At 71.8% G+C, this 23,597-nt stretch carries 25 protein-coding genes and 1 tRNA gene; 13 read left to right on the top strand and 13 right to left on the bottom strand.

Annotated elements, in window-relative coordinates:
* The coding region (locus ACFUJ1_RS32650) for an aminotransferase class IV (RefSeq protein WP_378651169.1) at positions 1-372 on the top strand (372 nt) is incomplete at its 5' end.
* On the opposite strand, the gene ACFUJ1_RS32645 is transcribed toward ACFUJ1_RS32650, so the two are convergent.
* On the bottom strand, positions 373-1,701 hold the full coding sequence (locus tag ACFUJ1_RS32645; protein ID WP_378651168.1) for a serine hydrolase domain-containing protein: 1,329 nt from the start codon (positions 1,699-1,701) through the stop codon (positions 373-375).
* Between the two features lie 288 nt (positions 1,702-1,989).
* Between ACFUJ1_RS32645 and ACFUJ1_RS32640 the strand changes: the two genes are divergently transcribed.
* Positions 1,990-2,433 carry a Fur family transcriptional regulator gene (locus tag ACFUJ1_RS32640; RefSeq protein WP_378651167.1) on the top strand — a complete coding sequence of 148 codons (444 nt, stop codon included), beginning with the start codon at positions 1,990-1,992 and terminating at the stop codon, positions 2,431-2,433.
* Entirely contained in the window at positions 2,430-3,893 is a 1,464-nt protein-coding gene (locus tag ACFUJ1_RS32635) for a catalase (protein ID WP_378651166.1), read from the top strand. The genes ACFUJ1_RS32640 and ACFUJ1_RS32635 overlap by 4 nt, the downstream gene beginning before the upstream one ends.
* A gap of 524 nt (positions 3,894-4,417) precedes the next feature.
* On the opposite strand, the gene atzF is transcribed toward ACFUJ1_RS32635, so the two are convergent.
* Positions 4,418-6,136, bottom strand: coding sequence for an allophanate hydrolase (gene atzF, locus ACFUJ1_RS32630; RefSeq protein ID WP_378651165.1), 1,719 nt, complete (start codon positions 6,134-6,136; stop codon positions 4,418-4,420).
* Positions 6,137-6,147: 11 nt separating this feature from the next.
* A complete protein-coding gene (locus tag ACFUJ1_RS32625; protein ID WP_378651164.1) occupies positions 6,148-6,864 on the bottom strand; it encodes a GntR family transcriptional regulator in 717 nt (238 codons plus the stop codon).
* 164 nt (positions 6,865-7,028) lie between these two features.
* Between ACFUJ1_RS32625 and ACFUJ1_RS32620 the strand changes: the two genes are divergently transcribed.
* From ACFUJ1_RS32620 to ACFUJ1_RS32610, 3 genes are read left to right on the top strand one after another with little or no spacing between them, the layout of a single operon-like run.
* Positions 7,029-7,754, top strand: a complete 726-nt coding sequence (locus ACFUJ1_RS32620) for a GNAT family N-acetyltransferase (RefSeq protein ID WP_378651163.1) — start codon at positions 7,029-7,031, stop codon at positions 7,752-7,754.
* A gap of 32 nt (positions 7,755-7,786) precedes the next feature.
* On the top strand, positions 7,787-8,995 hold the full coding sequence (locus ACFUJ1_RS32615; RefSeq protein WP_378651162.1) for a cytochrome P450: 1,209 nt from the start codon (positions 7,787-7,789) through the stop codon (positions 8,993-8,995).
* Positions 8,992-9,576: a TetR/AcrR family transcriptional regulator gene (locus ACFUJ1_RS32610; protein WP_378651161.1), complete on the top strand. Its 585-nt coding sequence runs from the start codon at positions 8,992-8,994 to the stop codon at positions 9,574-9,576. Before ACFUJ1_RS32615 ends, ACFUJ1_RS32610 begins: the two co-directional genes overlap by 4 nt.
* On the opposite strand, the gene ACFUJ1_RS32605 is transcribed toward ACFUJ1_RS32610, so the two are convergent.
* The 5 genes from ACFUJ1_RS32605 to ACFUJ1_RS32585 form a co-directional block, all read right to left on the bottom strand.
* Positions 9,577-10,032 (bottom strand): hypothetical protein, encoded by a 456-nt coding sequence (locus ACFUJ1_RS32605; protein WP_378651173.1) that lies wholly within the window; start codon positions 10,030-10,032, stop codon positions 9,577-9,579.
* An 11-nt stretch (positions 10,033-10,043) separates the two neighbouring features.
* Positions 10,044-11,147 (bottom strand): MerR family transcriptional regulator, encoded by a 1,104-nt coding sequence (locus ACFUJ1_RS32600; RefSeq protein ID WP_378651160.1) that lies wholly within the window; start codon positions 11,145-11,147, stop codon positions 10,044-10,046.
* Between the two features lie 101 nt (positions 11,148-11,248).
* Positions 11,249-11,322, bottom strand: a tRNA-Pro gene (locus ACFUJ1_RS32595).
* 61 nt (positions 11,323-11,383) lie between these two features.
* Complete coding sequence (locus ACFUJ1_RS32590; protein WP_378651159.1) at positions 11,384-12,130, bottom strand: hypothetical protein; 747 nt, start codon at positions 12,128-12,130, stop codon at positions 11,384-11,386.
* Between the two features lie 195 nt (positions 12,131-12,325).
* Positions 12,326-13,282, bottom strand: coding sequence for a metallophosphoesterase (locus ACFUJ1_RS32585; protein ID WP_378651158.1), 957 nt, complete (start codon positions 13,280-13,282; stop codon positions 12,326-12,328).
* 111 nt (positions 13,283-13,393) lie between these two features.
* Here ACFUJ1_RS32585 and ACFUJ1_RS32580 point away from each other — a divergent pair, with 111 nt between their 5' ends.
* Positions 13,394-13,858: a GatB/YqeY domain-containing protein gene (locus ACFUJ1_RS32580; protein WP_378651157.1), complete on the top strand. Its 465-nt coding sequence runs from the start codon at positions 13,394-13,396 to the stop codon at positions 13,856-13,858.
* An 18-nt stretch (positions 13,859-13,876) separates the two neighbouring features.
* Here the strand turns inward: ACFUJ1_RS32580 and ACFUJ1_RS32575 are convergent, their stop codons facing one another.
* Positions 13,877-16,240: a penicillin-binding protein gene (locus ACFUJ1_RS32575; RefSeq protein WP_378651156.1), complete on the bottom strand. Its 2,364-nt coding sequence runs from the start codon at positions 16,238-16,240 to the stop codon at positions 13,877-13,879.
* Positions 16,241-16,594: 354 nt separating this feature from the next.
* Between ACFUJ1_RS32575 and ACFUJ1_RS32570 the strand changes: the two genes are divergently transcribed.
* Positions 16,595-16,918 carry a WhiB family transcriptional regulator gene (locus ACFUJ1_RS32570; RefSeq protein ID WP_067648142.1) on the top strand — a complete coding sequence of 108 codons (324 nt, stop codon included), beginning with the start codon at positions 16,595-16,597 and terminating at the stop codon, positions 16,916-16,918.
* Between the two features lie 57 nt (positions 16,919-16,975).
* Here the strand turns inward: ACFUJ1_RS32570 and ACFUJ1_RS32565 are convergent, their stop codons facing one another.
* Both ACFUJ1_RS32565 and ACFUJ1_RS32560 read right to left on the bottom strand, forming a co-directional pair.
* Positions 16,976-18,118 carry an ArsA family ATPase gene (locus ACFUJ1_RS32565; RefSeq protein WP_378651155.1) on the bottom strand — a complete coding sequence of 381 codons (1,143 nt, stop codon included), beginning with the start codon at positions 18,116-18,118 and terminating at the stop codon, positions 16,976-16,978.
* Positions 18,115-19,134 (bottom strand): ArsA-related P-loop ATPase, encoded by a 1,020-nt coding sequence (locus tag ACFUJ1_RS32560; RefSeq protein ID WP_378651154.1) that lies wholly within the window; start codon positions 19,132-19,134, stop codon positions 18,115-18,117. The genes ACFUJ1_RS32565 and ACFUJ1_RS32560 overlap by 4 nt, the downstream gene beginning before the upstream one ends.
* 149 nt (positions 19,135-19,283) lie before the next feature.
* On the opposite strand from ACFUJ1_RS32560, the gene ACFUJ1_RS32555 reads away from it, so the two are divergent.
* The 3 genes from ACFUJ1_RS32555 to ACFUJ1_RS32545 are packed head-to-tail and all read left to right on the top strand — an operon-like array spanning position 19,284 to position 20,742.
* Positions 19,284-19,445: a hypothetical protein gene (locus ACFUJ1_RS32555; RefSeq protein WP_378613738.1), complete on the top strand. Its 162-nt coding sequence runs from the start codon at positions 19,284-19,286 to the stop codon at positions 19,443-19,445.
* A gap of 2 nt (positions 19,446-19,447) precedes the next feature.
* A complete protein-coding gene (locus ACFUJ1_RS32550; protein ID WP_233015605.1) occupies positions 19,448-19,918 on the top strand; it encodes a RidA family protein in 471 nt (156 codons plus the stop codon).
* Positions 19,919-19,953: 35 nt separating this feature from the next.
* Positions 19,954-20,742 carry an MBL fold metallo-hydrolase gene (locus ACFUJ1_RS32545; RefSeq protein WP_378651153.1) on the top strand — a complete coding sequence of 263 codons (789 nt, stop codon included), beginning with the start codon at positions 19,954-19,956 and terminating at the stop codon, positions 20,740-20,742.
* 63 nt (positions 20,743-20,805) lie between these two features.
* On the opposite strand, the gene ACFUJ1_RS32540 is transcribed toward ACFUJ1_RS32545, so the two are convergent.
* Both ACFUJ1_RS32540 and ACFUJ1_RS32535 read right to left on the bottom strand, forming a co-directional pair.
* The gene (locus tag ACFUJ1_RS32540) at positions 20,806-21,480 is read right to left on the bottom strand and encodes a Crp/Fnr family transcriptional regulator (protein WP_067648128.1); all 675 of its coding nucleotides are present in this window, start codon (positions 21,478-21,480) and stop codon (positions 20,806-20,808) included.
* 191 nt (positions 21,481-21,671) lie between these two features.
* Positions 21,672-21,899: a hypothetical protein gene (locus tag ACFUJ1_RS32535; RefSeq protein ID WP_084505189.1), complete on the bottom strand. Its 228-nt coding sequence runs from the start codon at positions 21,897-21,899 to the stop codon at positions 21,672-21,674.
* A 232-nt stretch (positions 21,900-22,131) separates the two neighbouring features.
* Between ACFUJ1_RS32535 and nth the strand changes: the two genes are divergently transcribed.
* Positions 22,132-22,839 carry an endonuclease III gene (gene nth, locus ACFUJ1_RS32530; RefSeq protein WP_378651172.1) on the top strand — a complete coding sequence of 236 codons (708 nt, stop codon included), beginning with the start codon at positions 22,132-22,134 and terminating at the stop codon, positions 22,837-22,839.
* Positions 22,836-23,477: a TlpA family protein disulfide reductase gene (locus ACFUJ1_RS32525; RefSeq protein WP_378651152.1), complete on the top strand. Its 642-nt coding sequence runs from the start codon at positions 22,836-22,838 to the stop codon at positions 23,475-23,477. The genes nth and ACFUJ1_RS32525 overlap by 4 nt, the downstream gene beginning before the upstream one ends.
* The last annotated feature ends 120 nt before the right edge of the window (positions 23,478-23,597 follow it).

The following is a 23,597-nucleotide window of genomic DNA, read 5'->3' as shown; positions in this document are numbered from 1 at the left end:
AGGCTCCCAGGAGCTAGGGTGGCGAGCGGTTCCCTGCCCCCGGATCGGGTGAAACAGCAGGTCAACGCAGATACCCCCTATCCTGAAATCTCTTGCGACATCCTGGACGGGATCAACCGCCGCACCGTGCTCACCCTGGCCGCCGAGGACGGCATCCCGGTGCTGGAGCGCACCGTCGACCTCACCGAGCTCTACATCGCCGACGAGGTCTTCGTCACCGGCACCTCCGCGGGCGCCGCGCCGGTGCTCGAGGTGGACGGCCGCATCGTCGGCGACGGCAGGCCGGGGCCGATCTCACAGGCGCTGCGCAAGCGGCACCACGCCGCGCTGCGCACCGACGACGCGCACGGCTGGCTCACCCGCCTGGACTGATCAGCGAATGCCAGGCGTGCGCGGGTCGGTGCCGATGCAGGCCAGCACCGCGCACCCGGGCGGCGCGTCCGCGAAGGGCGCCGCGAGCGGGGCGCCGAGGCAGCTGAGCACATTGCAGCCGGGGTAGGCGGCCGGGCCGATGCCGAAGACGGCGAGCAGCAGCGTGCTGTCGATGAACTTGCTCTGGTCGGTCGTGAGCGGCGGCTCCACGTAGGGGCCGGGGTCCGGCTCGCCGAGCGCGGGCAGCAGCCTGCGGAAGAACTCGTGCGGCAGCTCGGTGGTGTTCTGGATGATGCCGCTCGCCCCATACCGGCTGACGTTCCCGTACGCGCCGGTCCACACCACCATGAGGTCCAGCTCAGGCAGCACGAAGACGTTCTGCCCGCCGAACCCGGCCATCGTGTACACCCCGGCGGGCAGGAAGTCCGGGGTCTCGGCGCACCCGGGCCCGAGCCAGAAGAGGTAGCCGTAACACGAGTTCGCCGGCGACGGGGTGCGGGCCGCGTCCAGGTAGGCGGTGGAGACGAGCTGTTTTCCGGCCCAGCGGCCGTCGTTGCGCACCAGCATGCCGATCCGGGCCAGGTCGACCGGCGGGATGAACAGGTGCGCGTAGCCGTAGGTGGTGCCGGAGCGGTCGCGCGCCCAGTAGTAGTCGCCGCGCGGAATGCCGATCGGGTCGAAGAGCTCGCGCTGCGCGAACTGCTGCAGCGGCTCCCCGAGCGCCCGCTCGAGCACGAAGGTCAGCAGGTCGACGGTGCGCTGGCTGTAGCTGAAGGTGGTGCCGGGCTCGTGCTCCAGCGGGACGCCGAGCGCCTGCACGGCGCTGTTCGGGTCGATCGGGACGACGCCGGTCAGCCCCTCGGTGATCACCCCGACCCGCATGCCCGAAGTCTCGGTGAGCAGGTCGCGCACGGTGATGCCGCGGTGCGCGGCGTCGCCGAGCCCCGGCGGCAGGTAGCGGTCGATCGGGGCATCCAGCTCGATCAGCCCGCGGTCCGACGCCATGCCGGTGAGCACCGAGACGACGCTCTTGGTCACGCTCCAGACGTTCCACGGCACGTGCCCGGTCTGCGCGTTGCCCGGCCCCTCGCCGATCAGGCAGTTGTGCCGGAAGACCTGGACGTTCAGCCGGTTGCGGCCGGCGGCGAAGTCGAGCGCCGCGGCCAACTGCTCGCTGTCGACGCCGACGTCTTCCGGTGCGGCCCTGCCGAAATCGCGGCCGGACGGCTCCACGCACGAAGTCGCCGCCGCGGCACTGCCGACGGCGACGTGCCCCGTCAGCAGCGCGAAGGCAGCGAGCAGTACCAGCCAGGCCGACCGACGAGTCATGAGCAAAGGCTAGTCCGGCGGCGGCGGTGTCGAAACCGCAACACGGGGTAACCGTGGGAACACGAAAGTTGGGGTGTCGACGCCCGGCAAGCGCCTCTCGGCGGGTGGTCGCTCGCAGCGACGAATCAGATGCGGCCCGGGGCTGCCCAAGAGCGCCGACAGTCCCATTCAACCGCGGCCAGGGCGCCGATCTTCCACGATTGGAGGTGACCTGCGCCACAGCAGCCCGCTTTGTCTGGAAGAGTTAGTTTTCTTGACTAGTTCCAGAAAAAGGGCATACTCGAACCCATGGACACCGAACCGCGCGACTGGCTGCGCCGGGCGAACCTGCGAGTGACCGCACCTCGCCTCGCGGTGCTGGAGACGGTCGCCACGCATCCGCACTCGGATGCCGACCGGATCGCCGCCGCCGTGCGGAAATCGCTCGGCGCGGTCTCCACCCAGGCCGTCTACGACGTGCTGCGGGCCTGCGTGCGGGCCGGAATTCTGCGGCGCATCGAGCCGGCCGGCTCGGCGGCGCTGTACGAGACCAGGATCGGCGACAACCACCACCACCTGGTGTGCCGCGGTTGCGGCGCCGTCGCCGATGTGGACTGCGTCGCCGGCGCGGCCCCCTGCCTGCACCCGGACGACGCGCACGGCTTCGTCCTGGACGAGGCCGAGGTCGTCTTCTGGGGTCGCTGCGCCGAATGCGCCCGTTCAACCGACAGCCCGAGGAGGCTTCCGCTATGACCAAGCCGACCACGACCAACAGCGGTATCCCGGTCGAGAGCGACAACGAGTCGCTCACCGCGGGTACGCAGGGCCCGATCCTGCTGCACGACCACTACCTGATCGAGAAGCTCGCCCAGTTCAACCGGGAGCGCGTGCCGGAGCGGGTGGTGCACGCCAAGGGCGCCGGCGCCTACGGCGAACTGGTGGTGACCAGCGACGTCAGCCGCTACACCGAGGCGAAGCTGTTCCAGCCGGGTGCGCGCACCGAATCGCTGGTGCGGTTCTCCACCGTCGCAGGCGAGCAGGGCAGCCCGGACACCTGGCGCGACCCGCGCGGCTTCGCGGTGAAGTTCTACACCGAAGACGGCAACTACGACCTCGTCGGCAACAACACCCCGGTCTTCTTCATCAAGGACCCGATCAAGTTCCCCGACTTCATCCGCTCGCAGAAGCGGCTGCCCGGCAGCGGCCTGCGCGACCACCACATGCAGTGGGACTTCTGGACCCTGCGCCCGGAGTCGGCGCACCAGGTGACCTGGCTGATGGGCGACCGCGGCATCCCGAAGACCTACCGGCACATGGACGGCTTCGGCTCGCACACCTACCAGTGGATCAACGCCGCAGGCGAGCGCTTCTGGGTGAAGTACCACTTCAAGACCGACCAGGGCATCGACTTCCTGACCCAGGACGAGGCCGACCGGCTGGCGGGCGCGGACGCCGACTACCACCGCCGCGACCTCTGGGATTCGATCGAGCGCGGCGACTTCCCGAGCTGGACGCTGCACGTGCAGGTGATGCCGGTGACCGAGGCCGAGGCGTATCGCTTCAACCCGTTCGACCTGACCAAGGTCTGGTCGCAGCGCGACTACCCGCTGATCGAGGTCGGCAAGTGGACGCTGAACCGCAACCCGGGCAACTACTTCGTCGACATCGAGCAGGCCGCCTTCGAGCCGTCCAACACGGTGCCCGGCATCGGCTTCTCACCGGACAAGATGCTGCTCGGCCGGGTCTTCGCCTACGCCGACGCGCACCGCTACCGGGTCGGCACCAACTACGCGCAGCTGCCGCCGAACCGGGCGCGCGCGGCCGAGGTGAACTCCTACTCCAAGGAGGGCGCCATGCGCTTCGACTACAACGACGCGAGCACCCCGGTCTACGCGCCGAACTCCTACGGCGGCCCGCACGCCGAGCCGGAGCGGGCGCCGGACGGCGGGAGCTGGGAATTCGACCCGACCATGGTCAGGGCCGGGTACATCCAGCACGCCGAGGACGGTGACTTCACCCAGGCGGGCACGCTGGTCCGCGAGGTGCTCTCCGACGAGCAGCGCGACCGGCTGGTCGACAACATCGTCGGGCACGTGCTCGACGGCGTGCAGGAGCCGGTGCTGAGCCGGGTCTTCGAGTACTGGAAGAACGTCGACGCCGAGCTGGGCAAGCGGGTCGAGGGCGGCGTGCGCGCCGGGCTCGAGCAGGGCTGACCCGACCCACGACGAGGGCGGGCGGTGCCATTGGCACCGCCCGCCCTCCGTGCGTTCCACGGGGCCCGTCTAGAGCAGCCCCCACCAGTACAGAACGCAGGCGAGCACCCAGACGACCACGGTTTCCATCGCTTGCTCCACTCTTGTCGATGTCGCTGTCCTCCATCATTCCCCTCCGGGCCGTCCGCCGTTACGGCTCGCGAGAATTGCGGCATATCCGGCCGCAAGGTCTTGTTAAGCCGCTCGAGAGCGGGGCGTCGCACAGTAGTTCCCGTACCGGATCGCTTCTGAGGGGTTGCGAAACGGGAATGAGGGGACGTCCGGCCGGACCGGTGCACGAGGGGTGATCGGTCCGGTCGGTTCGTCGGGGACTGATGGTGCAGCAGGCTCTTCCGGGTGCTGAAGGAGCCGGCGTCGCGGGAGGCGGCCGACCGGCCACTGCCGAAGGTAACCGTTGCCGCCACTGCCCGACCCGTCCCGACCGCACAGGACGGGCCGGTCCGCGGGAGGCCGGCCCACGGGGATCACCGTGCGGCGAGATACGCCTTCCAGCCGCCGTGCCCGGTGATGTCGGTGCCTGCCACCGCCGCGTCGTAACCGCAGCCGAAGCCGACCACACTGCGCCCGTCCGCGAGATCGACGCTGGTCAGCGCCATGGGAGCGGGCAGCGCCGCGAGGAAGGCGCCGAGCCCGGCCTTCGACACCAGGAACAGCTCGCCCGCGATCGGGGCGCCGAGTCCGGGCCCGTGCCGCACCAGCCCCGGCTTCGGCGGCACCGTGTCCAGCGCGGCCAGCCGGTAGGCGTCGGTGGTGGCGATCTCCCCGGCGAAGCGGGCGTGCAGCGCGGTGAGCTGGTGGTGCAGCGGCTGGCCGCGCAGGTGCGCGCCGAAGACCGCGAGCGGCACCGCATCCGGGACCAGCAGCGGCGGCTCGTCCCCGGTGAGCAGCGCCGCGATGTCAACCGCGAGCTGGTCGGCGAAGGCGGGCACCACCGCCATCACGCCGAAGGGGAGCCCGGCCGCGGTCGGCAGGCCGGGCACCGCGACCGCGGCCATGTCGAGCAGGTTGCAGAAGTTGGTGAAGGTGCCCATGCGCCGGTTCACCGTGCGCGGATCGGCCTCGATCGCGGCGATGGCCGGGTGCTCGGTCGTCGTCGGCAGCAGCAGCCCGGCGAAGCCGTCGAGCAGGGTGCCCGCCTCGGCCTTCGTGCGGGCCAGGGTGTCCAGGTCGGCGGCGAAGGCGGCGCCGCTCGGGGTGGCGGCGGCGCCGATGATGGCGGCGACGGTGGGGTCGACGCCCGCCGGGCCGGTCGCCAGGAACTCGCCGACCGCCGCGTACCGCTCGGCGACGAGCGCGCCGTCGTAGAGCAGCCGCGCGGCGTCGAGCAGCGGCGCGATGTCGACCTCGGTCAGCTCCGCGCCGCGTTCGCGCAGCAGCCGCAGCGTGCGCTCGAAGGCGTCGCGGTACTCGGGGGCGAGCGCGGCGAGGTTCGCGCCGGTCGGCACCGCGATGCGGGGGGCGGCGGCCAGCGGGACGTCGGCGGGCCAGCTCCGGCTGCGCGGGTCGCGCGGCTCCGGACCCGCCATGACCCGGATGGCGGCGACCGCGAGCGGGAGTTCGGCGGCGAAGACGGTGACGGCGTCGAAGTCCGCGCAGGCGGGGAGCACGCCGTGCGCGGGCACGATGCCGAGCGTCGCCTTCATCCCGACGATGCCGTTCAGCGCGGCAGGCACCCGGCCGGAGCCAGCCGTGTCGGTGCCGATCCCGATATCGGCGATGCCGAGCGCCACCGCCACCGCCGAGCCGGAGCTCGAACCGCCGGAGACCAGCTCGGGGTGGTGCGCGTTGCGGACCGCGCCGTACGGGCTGCGGGTGCCGACCAGGCCGGTGGCGAACTGGTCGAGGTTGGTCTTGCCGAGCAGCACCGCGCCCGCCGCGGTCAGCCGCTCGATCGCGGCGGCGGTCTCGTCCGGGATCCGGGCGAAGCCGGGGCAGGCGGCGGTGGTCGGCACCCCGGCCACGTCGATATTGTCCTTCACCGCGACCAGCAGCCCGGCCAGCGGCAGCGCCTCCCCGGCGGCCAGCCTCGCCTGCACCGCGGCGGCGTCGGCGCGCACCTCGGCCTCGGGGCGGAGGGCGATCCAGACCTCCGGCCGGTCCACCTCGGCGATCCGGCGGTAGGCGGCGCGCACCCGGTCGACCGGCGACGGGTGCACGGCGGGTTCGTCGAGCAGGGCGGTCATGGCGGCTCCGATCAGGGGGTGCGGTCGGTGGCCAGCGACATCGCCGCGACGGCCTTGGTCACGCGGTCGAGGACGACGTCCAGCGATTCGCCGATGTGGGTGTGCAGCAGGCGATAGGCGAGCGCGAGGTCGTCGGCGAGCACCGCGTCGAGGATGCCGAGGTGCTCGGCGATGGTGGTCTCGATCCGGTTGTTGACCATGAAGTCGTACATCCGCACGTGCCGGATCCGGGAGTTGACCTGCACCAGCGCGCGCACCAGCTCGGCATTGCCCGACGCCGTCAGCAGCGTCACGTGGAACTCCTCGTCCCTGACCACGAACCCCGGCTGCTGCTCCGGCGGGTCGGCGCGCAGCTCCAGCCAGCGCTCGCGCTCGGCGCTCAGCGCGGCGTGGTCGTGCCGGACCGCCGGATTGGTCATGGCGCGCTGGATGCCGCCGAGCTCCAGCGTGATGCGCAGCTCGTACAGGTCGCGGATGAGCGGGATGCTCGGCCGCACCGGGCTGAAGCCGTACTCCGCGCGCTGCAGCAGCCCGTCCGAGCAGAGCACCGTCAGCGCCTCCCGGATCGGGGTGCGGGAGATGCCGAAGCGCGCGGAGAGCTTGGGCTCGGTGAGCCGCTCGCCGAAGGTGATGTCACCGTTCATGAGTTCGCTGCGCAGCGCCTCGTAGACCACATCCCGCAGCGGGCGCCCGGCGGCGTCCGCGAGCGTGCTCAACCGTGTCGACATGGCTGTATACGCTATGGACGCCGTGTTTCGCCGGTGTGACGGCGCTGCGGCGGGGAGGTAAGCGGTTGCGCACCCGGCCGGAGAATTCGCTCGCGTTTCTGCGCCGCGCCCGCGATTGTTTGCGTGTGCTTTCACCTGTACCGGAAAACGATATCCCCGCTCGGATGGCCGCGAACCTGGCCGAGCACGCGGCGCACCTGCACCGCGGGCTGCCCGGCGCCCGCGTCCTCGAACCCGGCGACGTGACCATCGCGGACAGCGGCCTCGCCGACGACACCTTCAACCAGATCGTGGGCTCGGCCGACGCCCGGCGCATCGAGGAGGTGGCGGCGCTGGTCCGCGCGACCGGGCGGCCGTTCTCCTGGTGGTCGCAGTCGGCGGAGCTCGGCGCCGCGCTGACCGCGGCAGGCTGGACCGCGACCGAGACCGAGACCGCCATGTGGGCCGAGCTCGGCGAGCTGCCGCCGATCCCGGATCTGCTCACGATCCGGCCGGTCCGGGAGCGGGGCGAGCTCGCCGACTACGCCGCGGTGCTCGCCGCCAACTGGGAGCCGCCCGCCGCGACGGTCCCGCTCTTCTACGACCTGGCCGCCGCGGCGGCGCTCGCGCCGGACTGTCCGGCCCGCTACCTGGTCGGCTCCGTGGGTGATCGCGCGGTCTGCGCGGCCGAGGTCTTCCGGTTCGCCGGGGTCGCGGGCATCTACAACATCAGCACGCTCGCGGGGTACCGGCGGCGCGGCTTCGGCGGCGCCATGACCCTTGCGGTGCTGCACGCCGCGCGCGAGAGCGGTTATCGCACGGCGGTTCTGCAGGCTTCGGCGGACGGCGAGCCGGTGTACCGCAGGCTCGGGTTCCGGGCGGCGGGGGAGTTCACCGAGTACGCACTCTAGACACATCGCGCAATCTGTCTTACCTTCGGGACATGTTGGTCGATGAGTCTCGCGCCGTGTTCCAGCCCTGCTCCGGCTCCACCTGGGCCGAGCCCTGGCCGATGTACCTGGCGCTGCGCGAGCACGACCCGGTGCACCACGTGGTCCCGGCCCGGCCGGAGCACGACTACTGGGTGCTCACCAGACACGCCGACGTCTACGCGGCGGCGCGGGACACGGCCACCTTCTCCTCGGGCCAGGGGCTGACCATCGAGTACGGCGAGCTCGAGCAGATCGGGCTGACCGCGAATCCGCCGCTGGTCATGCAGGATCCGCCGCAGCACACCGAGTTCCGCAGCCTGGTCGCGCGTGGGTTCACGCCGCGGCGGGTGGAGGCGCTGGAGCCGATGGTGCGCGCCTTCGTCCGGGAGCGGCTGGAGCTGCTCGCCGACGGCGGCGACATCGTGCGCACGCTCTTCAAGCCGCTGCCGAGCATGGTGGTCGCGCACTACCTCGGCGTCCCGGAGGAGGACCGCGTCCGCTTCGACGGCTGGACCGACGCCGTGGTCGCGGGCGGCATCTCCGGCAGCGAGCAGGCGCGCGCGGCCTCCATGGAGATGGTCGGGTACTTCGCCGAGCTCATCAAGCGCAGGCGCACCGACCCCGGCGACGACACCGTCTCGCTGCTGGTGCAGGCCGGGCTCGGCGCCACCGACGACGACGGCACCGGGCTGGTGCAGCTGCTCGCCTACACCTGGACCATGGTCGCGGGCGGCAACGACACCACCACCGGCCTGCTCGGCGGCGCGGTGCAGTTGCTGCACCGCAACCCCGTGCAGCGCGCGCGGCTGGTGCGCGAGCCGGAGCTGATCCGCGCCGCCGTCGAGGAGTTCCTCCGGCTCACCGCGCCGGTGCAGGGGCTGGCGCGGACCACCACCCGCGACGTCGAGATCGCGGGCGTCACCATTCCGGCGGGCCGTAAGGTGCTGCTGGTGTACGGCTCCGCCAATCGCGACGAACGGGTCTACGGCCCGGACGCCGCCGACCTCGACATCCACCGCAACCCGCAGCAGCTGATGACCTTCAGCCAGGGCCCGCACCACTGCCTCGGCGCCGCCGCCGCGCGCATGCAGGCGCGGGTCGCGCTGGAGGAGCTGCTCGCCCGCTACCCCCGCTTCGCCGTCGACCCGGACGCCGTCGAGTACGCCGACGGCCCGTACGTGCGGCGCCCGACCCGCGTCCCGTTCCGGAGCGCGGCGTGAGCGACTGGCTCGCGGGCCCGCGCACCGAACTCGCCGCCGACCGCATCCTGGACGGGGTGCGCAGCCTCTTCCGCACGCGCGGCCTGACCGGGGTCTCCGGGGTCGGGATGGCCGAGGTGGCCGCGGCGGCGGGCTGTTCCCGCGCCACCCTCTACCGCTACTTCCCGAACCGGCAGGCGCTCTTCGTCGCCTTCGCCGACCGGGAGGCGCAGCGGGTGGTCGCCCGGGTCTGGCGCGAGCGCGGCGCCGTCACCGACCCCGCCACCGCCCTGCTCGACACGCTCCTCGCGGTGCTCGCCGCCGTGCGCGGCACCGAGTACCTCGCGGTCTGGTTCGAGCCGGTGAACGCGGGCGTCGTCGCCCAGCTGGCCGACTCCTCCGACGCCGTCGAGGTGCTCGCCAGCCAGTTCGTCGCGAGCCTCCGCCCCGACCTCGACCCAGCCGCCGCCCGCCGCCTCGGCCGCTGGCTGGTGCGCAGTGTGGTCTCGCTGCTCACCATGCCCGCCGAGCCGGACGAGGAGCGCGAACTCCTGCGCGCCTTCGTCGTCCCGTTCCTGGCCGGTGAGCGGATCCCGGCCTGATCAGCCGCGCGGCGCGGTGTCGCGGCGCTCGATCGCCGCGCCGACGCCGTCGATGGCGCCGCGGATGAGGTCGCCGTACGGGTCGGGGCCGAGGGCGGGGGCGTGCTGCCTGGCCAGGGCGAGGTGTTCGGCGGCGGTGCGGAAGGAGCCGAGGCGGCGGTAGTCGTCGGCGAGGTTCAGGTGCAGGGAGGGGTAGAAGCCGGCGATGCGCAGGCTGTCGTGCTGCTCCTGCACCCGCTCGTCGGTGACGGTGTCGGCGGCGTCCAGGGCGCGGATGTTCCAGGCGAGGGCCTGGGCCGGGTCGTCGTAGAGGTCGGCGAGGTAGTGCGCGAGGGTGCAGCGGTGCAGTGCGTCGCCCGCGGGGCCGATCTCGGTCCAGAGGGCGAGCAGGGCGGTGCGGGCGGCGCCGGTGTCGCCGTCGCGGCCTGCGCCGACGGCGGCGAGGATGGCGGTCATGGTTGGGTCGGTCACGGGGCTCCGTTTCGGGGGTGGATGGGCATGGCGAGGGTGGTGAGGTCGCCGCGGTCGGCGGAGCGGAGGGTGATCGGCTGGGTCGGGCCGCGCAGGTCGAGCAGGAGTTCCGGGCCGATCGCGGTGGCGACGGCCGGGTGCAGGATGGCGGGGTCGAAGTGCAGGGTGCACGGGGTGCCCGTGACGGTCGCGGGTAGCGCGGTGCCGCCGATGCGCAGCTCGCCGGAGGCGGTAATGCCGCCGGCGGGGTCGCCGACAGCGGGTGGCGAGGTGGCGCCGGGCGCGGGTCCACCCGCGGCTGCGCGCAGTTCGATATCGCTGCCCCGGTGCTCTTCGAGCGCGCGGAGCAGGGCGTCCCGGCCGACGGTCACCCTGGTGCCGACGGCGGCGAGCGTGGCGAGCATGCCGCGGTAGTCCGGGAATTCCTCCGGCAGGACGCGGCAGCTCTGCGCACCGAGCCCGATGCGGTGCCCGGTGGCGCGCAGCGCGACCACCGGCGTGCGCCGAATTTCCGGCACCGCCGCCCGCAGATCGACCCCGGCGACGGTCCCCGCCCAGCTCGAAGCGGGTGCCTCGGCCGGGGCGATGGTCCGGGTCGAGAGCCGATACCGGTCGGTGGCGGTGAGGATCACCGCATCCGGCAGCGCCTCCAGGCACACCCCGTTGAGCACCGGCAGCCCCGGGTCGACGGCGGTGGCCGCGAGCACCTGCTCGATCGCCGCCGCCAGCACCGGCCCCCGGACTGCCCCGATCGCCACCTCCGGCGCCCCACCGAACGCCGCCTCCAGCTCGGCGGCGGTCCGCTGAGCGAGCACCGCCTCCGCCGCCACCGCCTCCGCGTGCTCGCGGACCAGCCGCACCGCCTCCGCCGGATCCCCCTCCAGCACCCGGAGCACCGGCGCCAGCGGCATCCCGATCTCGCGCAACCGGCGCAGCACCCCGGCCCGCTCGACCTGCTCCCCGGCGTAGTACCGATACCCGGTCGCCGCATCCACCTCCGCGGGCAGCAGCACCCCGGTGTCGGCGTAGAAGCGCAGCGCGCTGGCGGTCAGCCCACTGCGGCGCGCGAATTCTCCGATCGGCATGAGTTCGTCCGGCATGCGGCCATCATGGAGCTTCGAGCAACTCGAAGGTCAAACCGCGAAAAAAAGGCCCTGATCCGTGTGAACGGATCAGGGCCTTCGTGTCTCAACCACACGAGTCGGGGTGACAGGATTTGAACCTGCGACCTCTTCGTCCCGAACGAAGCACGCTACCAAGCTGCGCCACACCCCGGGGAGGAGAACCTGAAGTAGCTTACAACAGGGGGCCTCCGGACGTTAAACCGGCAGGTCAGTCAGGGTTCGTAGGGGCGGATGGAGCTGAAGACGCGCTTGGCTCCGGCGGCGTCGAGTGCGTGCGGGACGCCGGTGTCGGCGGCGATCACCATGACGAAGCTGCCGTTGGTGCTGGGAGCGGCCCAGGTGTAGACGGAGTACTCGGCGGCGCAGCCCGGGGCGGGCCGGGCGATCCGGCCCCTGGTCTCGACGAACATGCCCTGCTGGCCGCCGTCGATGGAGCGCAGCGGCTCGGCGGGGGCGGCGGCGCCGGGGTCGGCGTAGGCGAGGCGGGCGGCTTCGGCGCCGACGGCGGTGGCCGCCGCGGCGGAATCGGCGTCGGCGGCGGCGGTGAGGAAGGAGACGGTGCGGGTGGAGCCGGGGCAGTAGTCGCGGCCGTCGGTGGCGTAGCCCTTGCCGGTGAGCGCGTCCGGGGCGCGGCCGAACCCGGCGACGGTGTCCGCCGGGGCGATGTGCCAGCCCGCGGGGACGTCGTAGGCCGCGTCCCGGTCCGGTGCGGCGACCACCTGGTAGCCGGGGAGCACCGGCGGTGGCGCCGCGACGCTGGCGGGCGCCTCACTGGTGAGCGCGCTGACCAGCGAGGGGCCGCCAGCCGGGGCGTCCGAGCCGCGGGTGACGGCGACGGCGGTGGCGGCGGCCGCGAAGACGAGCACGACGGCGCCCGCGGCGGGCAGGGTCCGGCTCTGCCCGCTCGGCCCGGTCCGGTACTCGGCGAGGAAGGCGTCGAAATCGTGCGGCGGCGGCACGGCGGGCCGCTCGGGGTCCCGCTCGCGGACGGCGGTGGCGTGCCACGAGCCGGATCCGTCCGAAAACGTCGATCCAACGATCGGCGTAACTCGGTTCACCGCACCGGAATCCGGCTGTGCCCCCGGTAGTCCCTGCACATGGCTGTCCGCCACTGTCCCGTCCCCCTGCCTGACGTTCGGCCTCGGGACGCGACCTTAGCGGGCGACGGCCTCCGAAGCCGAACGGCCGTAGCCGATCTCGGTCTGCTCGGTCGGCGCGGCGACGAGGGTGAGCAGCGTGGCCTCCGGGCGGCAGCAGAAGCGGTACGGCGCCCACGGCGAGGTGCCGATACCGGCCGAGACGTGCAGCTTGGTGTGCTCGCCCCAGCTGGACGGGCCCTTCACCCGGGACCGGTCGATGCCGCAATTGGTCACCAGCGCACCGAAACCGGGCACGCAGAGCTGGCCGCCGTGCGTGTGGCCCGCCAGCACCAGGTCGTAGCCGTCGGCGGCGAAGCGGTCGAGAACCCGGGGCTCGGGCGAGTGGGTGACCCCGATTCGCAGGTCCGCCAGCGGATTCGGCGCTCCGGCGATGGTGTCGTAGCGATCGCGCCGCAGGTGCGGGTCGTCCACCCCTGCGGTGGCGATCCGGATGCCGCCGACCTCGAGATCGCGGCGCACGTGCGTGAGGTCGAGCCAGCCGCGCTCGTTGAACGCGGCGCGCAGGTCCTGCCAGGGCAGCGGCGCGCCGTAGGTGCGGCGGTGGTTCTTCTCGAAGTACTTGAGCGGGTTCTTCGGCACCGGCGCGAAGTAGTCGTTGCTGCCGAACACGAAGAGCCCGGGGCGGGAGAGCAGGCTGCCGAGCGACTGCACGACGGCGGGCACCGCCTTCTGGTGCGACAGGTTGTCGCCGGTGTTCACCACCAGGTCCGGCTCCAGCCGGTCCAGGTCGCGCAGCCACTGCTGCTTGAGCTTCTGGTTCGGCGTCATGTGCAGATCGCTGATGTGCAGCACCCGCAGCGACGACGACCCGGGCTGCAGCACCGGCATGGTCGTCTCCCTGAGCACGAAGGCATTGCGCTCGACGAGGGAGGCGTAACCGATTCCGGCGACCGCGGCTCCCGCGGCCACCGTTGCGGCGCGTCCGACGGCGGAGGTCGTGATGACGGGCATTTGCCCAGCATAGGTGAGCCGGCCCGGTCCTGCCCCGTGTGTTCTCGCACAGCGGGTGCCACGAGCGCAAATGCGCTGGGAGCCGGGTGCGGGACGGGCTAGCGTGGGGGTATGTCGGAACTGAAGTCGCAGCTGCGGGCGGATCTCACCACCGCGCTGAAAGCCAAGGACACCCTGCGTCTGGGCACCGTCCGGATGCTGCTCGCCGCGATCCAGCACGCCGAGACGGCCGGCTCCGCGGCGCGCGAACTCTCCGACGCCGAAGTGATCTCCGTGCTGCAGAAAGAGGCCAAGAAGCGCGGCGAGGCGGCGGAGGTGTACGCCCAGAACGGCCGCGGTGAGCTCGCCGCCAACGAGCACGCCGAGGCCAGGATCATCGACGGGTACCTGCCGACGCAGCTCACCGAGGCCGAGGTGGCGGATGTGGCCGACACCGCCATCGCGCAGGTCGCCGAGGCGCTGGGGGAGCGGCCCGGCATGCGGCAGATGGGGCAGGTCATGAAGATCGCCACCGCCATCGCCGCGGGCAAGGCGGACGGCTCCCGGATCTCGGCCGCGGTCAAAGCCCGGCTCTGAGCCGCCCCGCCCCCGGTTCTAGCGGGGGATCGGGATCGGGATCGGAATGGGCGGAAGCCGCAGCGGCGGCAACCCGGGAGCAACCGGTACGGGGGCGGGCGCGGGCGCCGGGCTCGGCGCCTGCCGCTGGGTGCCGTCGCTCACGTAGATGGTGATCACCGACCCCGGGATAGCCGACCCGTTCGGCGCGGTGCCCATCACCGTCCCCTTCGGCGTCGCGCCGCCCTGCGTCACCGCGGTGACCTGGAACCCGGCCCTGGTGAGCGCCGAGGTGGCGTCGCCCTGGGACATGTTGCTGACGTCGGGCACCTGCGCCTGGTTCGACCCGCGCACGTACTTGTCGTCCAGCGGCGGTAGCGCGGGCGGCGGGTACTGCCCGAGCACCGGCTTGATGGCGCTGAACCAGGTGCGCGCGGGCTCGTTGCCGCCGAAGAGATCACCGCTGCCGCAGTTGCGCAGCGGGAAGGAGCAGATCTCGCCGGGGGTCGGGCTGTCGCCGTAGACGTAGACCGCGGCGGCCAGCGAGTTGGTGAAGCCGAGGAAGCCGGAGGAGCGGTGGCTCTCGGTGGTGCCGGTCTTGCCGGAGGCAGGCGCGTTCCAGCCGGTGGCCCGCGCCGAGCCGGCGGCGGTGCCCTCGGTGTCGTCCTTGCCCATGGCGTTCGCCAGGGTGTTCGCCAGCCCCGGCTCGACCACCTGCTCGCAGGCCTGCTGGGTGAGCGGCACCTGCTTGCCCTGGCGGTCGACGACCTCGCGGATCGGCGACGGCGGGCACCAGCGGCCGCCGGAGGCCAGCGTGGCGGCGACGTTGGAGAGCTCCAGCGGGTTGATCGCGACCGGGCCGAGGGTGAAGGAGCCGAGGTTCTGCTCCTTGATCATGTCGGCCAGGCTCTGGTTGCTGAACCCGGAAGTGCCCGCCTCGGTGTACGAGCGCAGCCCGAGCCGGACCGCCATGTCCACCGTCGGCGCCACCCCGACCGCCTGGATCAGCTTGACGAAGGTGGTGTTCGGCGAGGTCGCGAGCGCCTCGGTGACCGAGAGCGGCGACTTGTACCTACCCGCGTTCTCCACGCAGTAGGTGGCCGCCGGGCAGCCGCGGGCGCCGCCGTTGCCCATGCCCTTGGCCTCGAACCGGTTCGGCACGTCCAGCTGGGCGTTGATGCCGAGCCCCTTCTCCATCGCGGCGGCGGTGGTGAAGAGCTTGAAGATCGAGCCGGCGCCGTCGCCGACCATGGAGTACGGCTGCGGCTGCACGGTCTCGTTGGCGTCCGGGTCGAGGCCGTACCGCCTGCTGCTCGCCATGGCGACCACGTCGTGCGAGTTCTCGCCGGGCGCGACCACCGACATGACCTCGGCGATATTCGCCAGGTTGGGGTCGGCGGCGGCGCTCACCGCGTCGCGCACCGAGTCCTGCACGGCCGGATCGAGCGTGGTGCGGATCAGGTACCCGCCCTTGTCCACCTGCTCCCGGCTGATCCCGGAGTTGGCCAGGTACTGCAGCGCGTAGTCGCAGAAGAAGCCGCGGTCGTTGGCGGCGATGCAGCCGCGCGGCAGCCCCTTCGGCTCGGGCAGCACGCCGAGCGGCTCGGTCTTGGCCGTGCGGAACTCGTCGGCCCGGCTCGGGATGTTCTGCACCATGGTGTCGAGGACGGTGTTGCGCCGCTGCAGCACGCCCTCCTTGTTGGTGTACGGGTTGAGCTTCGACGAGCTCTGCACCATGCCGGCGAGCATCGCCGACTGCGCGACGTTCAGGTCGGCGGCATCGACGCCGAAGTAGGTCTGCGCCGCGTCCTGGATGCCGTAGGAGCTGTTGCCGAACGGGACCAGGTTCAGGTAGCGGGTGAGGATCTCGTCCTTGGTGAGCTCGCGGTCGAGGGTGAGCGCCATCCGGATCTCGCGGATCTTGCGCGCGGGGGTGGTCTCGATGGCCGCGCGGCGCTCGGCGTCGGTCTTCGCGACGACGAGCAGCTGGAAGTTCTTCACGTACTGCTGGTCCAGCGTGGAGGCACCCTGCTGCACCTCGCCGCTGGCGGAGTTGGTGAGGAACGCGCGCAGCGTGCCCTGCCAGTCGACGCCCTCGTGCTCGGCGAAGCGGCGGTCCTCGATCGAGACGATCGCGAGCTTCATGTTGTTGGAGATCTCGTCGCTCGGCACCTCGAACCGGCGCTGCTCGTACAGCCAGGCGATCGGGTTGCCCGCGGTGTCGACCATGGTGGAGACGGCGGGGACGGTGCCCTCGACCAGCTCGGCGGACACGTTGTCGACGGCGTCGGCGGCGCGGTTCGAGACGAAGCCGAATCCACCGGCGAGCGGGAACAACAGCCCCGCGACGAGCACGGCGGCGAGCACGCAGCTGCCGGCCAGTTTCGCGAGTGTTCGTGTCATCGGCACGGCCCAAGAGTACGGGGTGGGCAGGACCCGCCTGCGAGGTGCGCACGGCGAAGGACACGCCGCCGGACGGCGGTGTCCGCTACCTATGGGCGTGTCGCCCGGTTTTCCCAGCGAGTCGGCCCAACCGGACGGTTCGAAACTTGCTTCCCAGGCACGGACGTACCAAAAAGGTTCGGGTGCGGTCTTGCGTTGCTCCCAACCTTTACCTAGATTGAGAACCCAGTGTGATAGAGCTAACACTCAAAGTGGAATGTGGTGCAGTGCGCAGCGGGGTCTGGGTTGCCGCGTACTGAACGCGATTCCGGAGCGCCGGTTCATTCGGTGTTCGGACTGCAAAGGGGCACACAAATGCACATGACAACCCCCATCGCTCGATTGAACGTGGAGCAGGCCGAGGCGCGGATCGCCTGGGTCTCCGAGGCCCGATGCAAGGAAGTCGATCCCGACCAGCTGTTCGTTCGCGGTGCGGCACAGCGCAAGGCGGCCACGATCTGCCGCCACTGCCCGGTGCTGATGCAGTGCGGGGCCGACGCGCTCGACAACCGGGTCGAGTTCGGGGTGTGGGGTGGCATGACCGAGCGGCAGCGGCGCGCGCTGCTCAAGCAGCATCCGGAGGTGACCTCCTGGGCCGATTTCTTCCAGGCCCAGCGGCAGCACCAGATCGCGATCTAGCCCAGGATCGCCCGCAGCCCGGAATCCGAGCCCGCAGTAGCGGGCTCGGTCCCGTGTTCAGGGGTGGACGTCGGCCGTGGGGCGGGGCCCGGCCAGCTGATCCCCCACCGCGCGCAGCGCCGCCAGGTCGGAGACCTCGAAGGGCAGCGCGCGCACCGCGACGATCGGCACCCGCGGGTGCGCTCCGGTGAAGCGCTGCAGCAGGTGCTGCTCGCGCTTCGCGGTGGCCGCCCGCTGCGCGTGCACCTGCAGTACGGCGGCGGTGAGCGCCGCGTCGCCGCCGAGCTGCTCGGCCGCCGAGCGCGCGCGATCGCCGGAGAGCCCGCTCAGCACCGGGTGCGTGCGGTTCAGCACCAGCCCGGCCAGCGGCATCTTCTCGGTGGAGAGCCGGTCGACGAAGAACGAGGCCTCGCGCAGCGCGTCCGGCTCGGCGGCGGCGACCACGAGGAAGTGCGTGCCCGGCTCGGCCAGCAGCGCGAAGGTGCGGTTCGCCCGCTCCTGGAACCCGCCGAACATGGACTCCAGCGACTGCAGGAAGTTCGAGGCGTCCTTGAGCAGCTGCCCGCCGACCACCGTGGAGACGCCCTTGAGCGCCAGGCTCATCGCGCCGGTGACGAAGCGGCCGACGCCGCGGCCGGGGGCCATGATCACCCGGATCATCCGGCCGTTGAGGAAGGTGCCGAGCCGCTTGGGCGCGTCGAGGAAGTCGAGCGCGTTCCGCGAGGGCGGGGTGTCGACCACGATCAGGTCCCAGTCCTTGCGGCCGGTCAGCTGACCGAGCTTCTCCATCGCCATGTACTCCTGCGTTCCACCGAAGGAGGAGGCGACGGTCTGGTAGATCGGGTTGGCGAAGATCTGCTTCGCCTTGTCCGGGCTGGTGTGCTCGAGCACCATCTCGTCGAAGGTGCGGCGCATGTTCAGCATCATGGCGTGCAGCTCGCCGGGGACCTCGGGGCCGAGCTGCACCCGCTGCGGGGCGTTGTCCAGCTCCGCGACGCCGAGCGACTGGGCCAGCCTGCGCGCCGGGTCGATGGTCAGCACGACGACCCGGCGGCCCAGCTCGGCGGCGCGCAGCGCAATCGCCGCTGCCGTCGTGGTCTTGCCGACCCCGCCGGAGCCGCAGCAGACGACGACGCGCGCGCTCGGATCGGCCAGGATCGCCGCGACGTCGAGCCGGGAACCTGTGCTCGGCGTTGTCATCGGACCCCCTGCTCGCTGAGCTTCTCCGCCAGTTCGTACAGCCCGCCGAGATCGATGCCGTCGGGCAGCGCGGGCAGGTACAGCTGCGGCACGTCCACCTCGGCCAGCTCGGTGGCGCTGTCGTCCTGGGCGCGCAGCCGGGCCGCGTGCTCGACCGTCTCGGTGACCAGGCCGTCGAAGTCCGCGTCCGGCAGGGTGATGCCCGCGGCGGCCAGCCCGGAACGCAGCTCGTCCCGGTCGAGTTCGCCGTCGGCCACCGCGTCGCGCAGCTCGGCGGGCAGGTAGCCGCGGCCCGCCCGGTTCACGATGACCGTGCCGATCCGCAGGTCTTCCGCGGTGAGCTGGGCGACGGCGTCGGCGGTCTCCTGCACCGGCAGCGCCTCCAGCAGCGTCACCAGGTGGATCAGCGTCTCGTCCGAGTGCAGCAGCTTCGAGACGCCCTCGGCCTGGCTCGCGATCGGCCCGCCGCGGGCGATCTCGGCCATCGCGGTGGTGACGTCGAGGAAGCTCGCGATCCGGCCGGTCGGCGGGGCGTCGACCACGATCTCGTCGTAGACCCGCTCGCCGGTGTCGCGATCCACCCGGATCACGCACTCCTTGATCTTGCCGGTGAGGATGACGTCGCGCAGCCCGGGCGCGATGGTGGTGACGAACTCGATGGCGCCCATCCGGCGCATGGCCCGGCCGGCGAAGCCGAGGTTGTAGAACATGTCCAGGTACTCGAGGAAGGCGTGCTCGATGTCGAGCGCGAGCGCCCAGACCTCGCCGCCGCCGTCCGCGGCGGCGATCCTGGTCTCGGTGGGCGGCAGCGGCGGCCGGTCGAACAGCTGGGCGATGGACTGCCTGCTCTCCACCTCGACCAGCAGCACCCGGCGCCCGCCCCTGGCCAGCGCCAGTGCCAGCGCGGCGGCGACCGTCGACTTGCCGGTGCCGCCCTTGCCGGAGACGTAGTGCAGCCGGGCGCGGGTCGCCCGCTCCGGCCAGCCCGTCGTCGGCGCTGCTGTTGGTGCTTCCACCCCAGCGAGCCTATAGGCCGGGAGACCGGTCCGTCCGTGTGATGCGCCACCGGCGGGTCGAATGGGTACAAGATGTCCCGATCACGGACTTCCGATCAGCGGCGGAGCCATGTCTGCCCTCGTCGGTGGCGTCCCGTTACGCTCTGCGCATGAGCGAAATCACCCTGTGGGAGTACGCGACCGTGCCGCTGCTGACGCACGCGACCAAGCAGATCCTCGACCAGTGGGGCGCCGACGGCTGGGAGCTGGTGACGGTGCTGCCCGGCCCGACCGGCGAGCAGCACGTGGCCTACCTCAAGCGCGCGAAGTAGCCGTGGCCGAATCCGTGACGCCCTGGCGGGAGAACCTGGCCAAGCTCGGCACCACGCTGCCGCCGGTCACCGCGCCGGTCGCCGCCTACGTGCCCGCACTGCGCTCGGGCAACCTGGTCTACACCTCCGGCCAGCTGCCCTTCGTGGACGGGAAACTCGTTGTCGAGGGGAAGGTCGGCGCCGAGGTGACCGTCGAGGCGGCCGCCGAGGCCGCCCGGCTCTGCGCGCTGAACGCGCTGGCCGCGGTGCACGACCTGGTCGGGCTGGACGAGGTCGTGCGGATCGTGAAGGTCGTCGGCTTCGTCGCCTCCGCGCCCGGCTTCGGCGACCAGCCGGTGGTGATCAACGGCGCCTCACAGTTCCTCGGCGCGGTGTTCGGCGACGCCGGGGCGCACGCGCGCTCCGCCGTCGGCGTCTCCGAGCTGCCCCGCAACACCCCGGTCGAGGTGGAGCTCATCGCCGAGGTCCGCTGACAAGCGAATCGAATCCGAATCACAGGGGGAGTGCCATGACCCTGACCCATCCCGCTTACGGGCAGCTGCGCACGGTGACGCCGAACGCGTCGGTGCTGCTCGCCGACAATCCCGGCCAGATGACCCTGGACGGCACCAATACCTGGATCCTGAAGGCCCCGGAGAGCGCCGAGTACGTGGTGGTCGACCCGGGCCCGAAGGACAGGGCGCACGTCGACGCGATTGCCGAGGCCACCGGCGGCGCGATCGCGCTGACCCTGATCACGCACCACCACCACGACCACACCGGCGGCATCGATCGGCTGGTCGACCTGACCGGGACGACGGTGCGCGCCAAGGACCCGACCTTCCTGCGCGGCACCGAGGCCGCGCTGGCCGACGGCGAGGTGATCGAGGCGGCCGGGCTCCGCATCGAGGTGCTCGGCACGCCGGGGCACACCACCGACTCGGTGAGCTTCGTGCTGGCGGACGGGGTGCTCTCCGGCGACACCGTGCTCGGCTTCGGGACGACGGTGCTGGAGAGCCGCCCCGGCGCGCTCGCCGACTACCTGGCCTCGCTGGATCGGCTGCTCGCCGCGGGCGACGGGCGGCCGCTGCTGCCCGCGCACGGGCCGGACCACCCGGACCTGGGCCCGGTGCTGCGGTACTACATCGAGCACCGGCACCAGCGGCTGGAGCAGGTGCGCGCCGCGCTCGTCGAACTGGGCGAGGACGCCGGGCCGATGGCGGTCGTGCGCAAGGTGTACGCGGACGTCGACAAGAAACTCTGGCCGGCGGCCCGCAGCTCGGTGCAGGCCCAGCTGGACTATCTGCGCGCCAACTGACGACACAGCACAGCGCGCCGTGCGGGTTACGCATCGGCGCGCTGTCTGCTGTGCTGGCCCGGGTCAGCGGGCCCGGCGGGCCAGCCGCTCCGAATCGGAGATGAGCACGCTCTTGCCCTCCAGCCGCAGCCAGCCGCGGTGCGCGAAGTCGGCGAGCGCCTTGTTCACGGTCTCCCTGGAGGCGCCGACGAGCTGGGCGATCTCCTCCTGGGTGAGGTCGTGGGTGACCCGGAGGGCGCCCGCCTCCTGGGTGCCGAAGCGCTGCGCGAGCTGCAGCAGGGCCTTGGCGACGCGACCGGGGACGTCGGTGAAGATCAGGTCGGCCAGGTTGTTGTTGGTGCGCCGGAGGCGGCGGGCGAGCACCCGCAGCAACTGCTCGGCGATCTCCGGGCGCTGGTCGATCCACGCCTTCAGCGCGTCCCGATCCATGGTGACGGCGCGGACCTCGGTGACCGTGGTCGCGGTCGAGGTGCGCGGGCCGGGATCGAAGATGGACAGCTCGCCGAACATGTCCGAGGGGCCCATGATCGTCAGCAGGTTCTCCCTGCCGTCCGGCGAGCGGCGGCCGATCTTCACCTTGCCGGTCGTGATGATGTACAGCCGGTCGCCTGGCTCACCCTCGTTGAAGATGATGTGCCCGCGCGGAAAGTCGACGGGCTGGAGTTGTTTGGCGAGGGCGGCCACCGCAGTGGGCTCGACGCCCTGGAAGATGCCTGCTCTGGCGAGGGCCTCGTCCACGAATGTGCTCCTTTGGGAAATGGCTTCCGTACCGGGACCGAATCGACCCGGCCACCAGCGGAGTCTACGCGGAGGGAGGCTCGGACAGTGACAGACACCACGTAAAGAGCGGATTGCGGGACGTCGACGGAACGAGTGATGGAAAGGCCGCGCGACCGGCTCACTCAGGCCGGACGCGGGGTGGGATGAGCTCAGCTCGCCCTGGCGACGTCGAGATCCTCGGTGCGCGAGCGGCGCTTGCGCATCCGGGCGACGGCGGCGGGGAGACCCAGCTTGGTCAGCTCGCTGACCTCGGCATTGCTTGCCTTGTCCAGGTACTGCTGGACCTCCTCGTCGGGTTCGACGAGTTTGCGGAGGCGGCTCTCGAACCGCTCCATGCCGAGTGCGAACAGCATCATCGCCACTGGGAAGAGCACCACAGCGAGTCCTTGCATGACGAGCAGTAAACACGGTCGAGGTCTCAGATGGAACACGGCGGGAGAACTGGCAGGGCAACAGTGTCGGGCGGTTCCGTATGGTGGACGCGTGCGTTCTCCCGCCTCCACCGCCGCTGCCGACGGTTCCGCCCGCGCCACGGCCGGGGCGGCGGCGACGCCGGGCGGCGACGCCGCGCCGCGCCGCAAAGCCAGGGCGCGACAGCCGGAAACACGGCTGGGCCTCGTACGGAGGGCGCGGCGGATGTATCGCACGCTGACCCTCGCCTTTCCGGACGCGCACTGTGAACTTGATTTCCGGACGCCGCTCGAATTGGCGGTGGCGACGATTCTTTCCGCCCAGTGCACGGACCAGAGAGTGAATCTCACCACTCCCGCGCTTTTCGCCGGGTATCCCGACGCCCGCGCCTACGCGGAGGCCGATCGCGCCGAGCTGGAGGAGTTCATCCGGCCGACCGGCTTCTTCCGGAACAAGACCAGTTCGCTCATCGGGCTCGGGCAGGCGGTGCTGGAGCGACACGACGGCGAACTTCCGCACACCCTGGACGAATTGGTGCAATTGCCCGGAATCGGGCGCAAGACCGCCAATGTCATCCTCGGCAACGCGTTCGACGTTCCCGGCATCACCGTCGACACGCACTTCGGGCGGCTGGTGCGGCGCTGGGGCTGGACCGAGCTGGAGGATCCGGTCAAGGTCGAGCACGCGATCGGGGAGCTGATCGAGCGCAAAGAGTGGACCATGCTCTCGCACCGGGTGATCTTCCACGGCAGGCGCGTGTGCCATGCCCGCAAACCCGCCTGCGGTGCCTGTCTGCTCGCCAAGGACTGCCCGTCCTACGGCGCGGGCCCGACCGACCCCGAGGTGGCCGCCAAGCTGGTGAAGGGGCCGGAGGCGCCGCACCTGCTCGAACTGGCCGGCCGGTGACGCGGTGGCCGGTCGCCGCCCGTCTCGCGCTCGTCGCGGTGATCGTCGCGGTGGCGGCGGTTGTCGCGCTGTGGCCGCGTAGCGCGGACTCGCCTGCGGCCGGTCGGGAGGCGCCCGCCGCGACCGGGGTGCCGCAGGCGGAGCGCGCGGCGGCGGGGCTGACGCCGTGTCCGGGCGCGCCGGCCTCGCCGACCGGTGGCGCCGGAGTTTCCACCCCGCTCGCCGGGCTGAACCTCACCTGCCTCGCCGACGGCAAACCCGTCGACCTGCGCGCCGCACTCGCCGGCAAACCCGCGCTGCTGAACCTGTGGGCCTACTGGTGCGCGCCCTGCGCGAAGGAACTGCCCCATCTGCAGGAGTTCGCCGGGCGGGCGGGTGACAGGATGACCGTGCTGACCGTGCACAGCGACCCGGAGGAGGCGTTCGCGCTCAGCCGGCTCACCGGTCTCGGCGTCACGCTGCCCGGTGTGCTCGACCCCGCTGCCGCCCTGCGGAACGCGGTCGGCGCACCGGCGGTGCTGCCGATCTCGGTACTGCTGCGCGCGGACGGCACCGTCGCCGACGTCGTGGTGCGCAGCTTCACCGACACCGACGACGTCGCGCGGACTGTCGCAGGCGAACTGGGAGTTTTGGTATGAGCGGGTCAGGCCCGAAGGCGGTAGCGAAGCGTAGCCACGCAGGGCCCCCGGTCATACCCATCGGGCACAGCATGAAGGTGGGAATGACTGGGTCGGCGCGGGTTGTGTTGCTGGTACAGG

The sequence above is a fragment of the Nocardia sp. NPDC057227 genome, assembly GCF_042669725.1.
GTDB classification, from domain to species: Bacteria; Actinomycetota; Actinomycetes; order Mycobacteriales; family Mycobacteriaceae; genus Nocardia; species Nocardia asteroides_A.
Note: the sequence above shows the minus strand (reverse complement) of the source record. Positions and strands in the feature narration are given on the sequence as shown.

What these genes read in the sequence shown, in the direction of transcription:
- ACFUJ1_RS32585 (WP_378651158.1), bottom strand. Translation starts at nt 13,282, where the DNA reads ATGCCCGTCATCACGACCTCCGCCGTCGGACGCGCCGCAACGGTGGCC.
- ACFUJ1_RS32555 (WP_378613738.1), top strand. Translation starts at nt 19,284, where the DNA reads ATGAGCGAAATCACCCTGTGGGAGTACGCGACCGTGCCGCTGCTGACG.
- ACFUJ1_RS32545 (WP_378651153.1), top strand. Translation starts at nt 19,954, where the DNA reads ATGACCCTGACCCATCCCGCTTACGGGCAGCTGCGCACGGTGACGCCG.
- ACFUJ1_RS32620 (WP_378651163.1), top strand. Translation starts at nt 7,029, where the DNA reads ATGGCCGCGAACCTGGCCGAGCACGCGGCGCACCTGCACCGCGGGCTG.
- ACFUJ1_RS32640 (WP_378651167.1), top strand. Translation starts at nt 1,990, where the DNA reads ATGGACACCGAACCGCGCGACTGGCTGCGCCGGGCGAACCTGCGAGTG.
- ACFUJ1_RS32625 (WP_378651164.1), bottom strand. Translation starts at nt 6,864, where the DNA reads ATGTCGACACGGTTGAGCACGCTCGCGGACGCCGCCGGGCGCCCGCTG.
- ACFUJ1_RS32645 (WP_378651168.1), bottom strand. Translation starts at nt 1,701, where the DNA reads ATGACTCGTCGGTCGGCCTGGCTGGTACTGCTCGCTGCCTTCGCGCTG.
- ACFUJ1_RS32570 (WP_067648142.1), top strand. Translation starts at nt 16,595, where the DNA reads ATGCACATGACAACCCCCATCGCTCGATTGAACGTGGAGCAGGCCGAG.
- ACFUJ1_RS32565 (WP_378651155.1), bottom strand. Translation starts at nt 18,118, where the DNA reads ATGACAACGCCGAGCACAGGTTCCCGGCTCGACGTCGCGGCGATCCTG.
- ACFUJ1_RS32600 (WP_378651160.1), bottom strand. Translation starts at nt 11,147, where the DNA reads ATGCCGGACGAACTCATGCCGATCGGAGAATTCGCGCGCCGCAGTGGG.
- atzF (WP_378651165.1), bottom strand. Translation starts at nt 6,136, where the DNA reads ATGACCGCCCTGCTCGACGAACCCGCCGTGCACCCGTCGCCGGTCGAC.
- ACFUJ1_RS32605 (WP_378651173.1), bottom strand. Translation starts at nt 10,032, where the DNA reads ATGACCGCCATCCTCGCCGCCGTCGGCGCAGGCCGCGACGGCGACACC.
- ACFUJ1_RS32615 (WP_378651162.1), top strand. Translation starts at nt 7,787, where the DNA reads ATGTTGGTCGATGAGTCTCGCGCCGTGTTCCAGCCCTGCTCCGGCTCC.
- ACFUJ1_RS32575 (WP_378651156.1), bottom strand. Translation starts at nt 16,240, where the DNA reads ATGACACGAACACTCGCGAAACTGGCCGGCAGCTGCGTGCTCGCCGCC.
- ACFUJ1_RS32580 (WP_378651157.1), top strand. Translation starts at nt 13,394, where the DNA reads ATGTCGGAACTGAAGTCGCAGCTGCGGGCGGATCTCACCACCGCGCTG.
- ACFUJ1_RS32635 (WP_378651166.1), top strand. Translation starts at nt 2,430, where the DNA reads ATGACCAAGCCGACCACGACCAACAGCGGTATCCCGGTCGAGAGCGAC.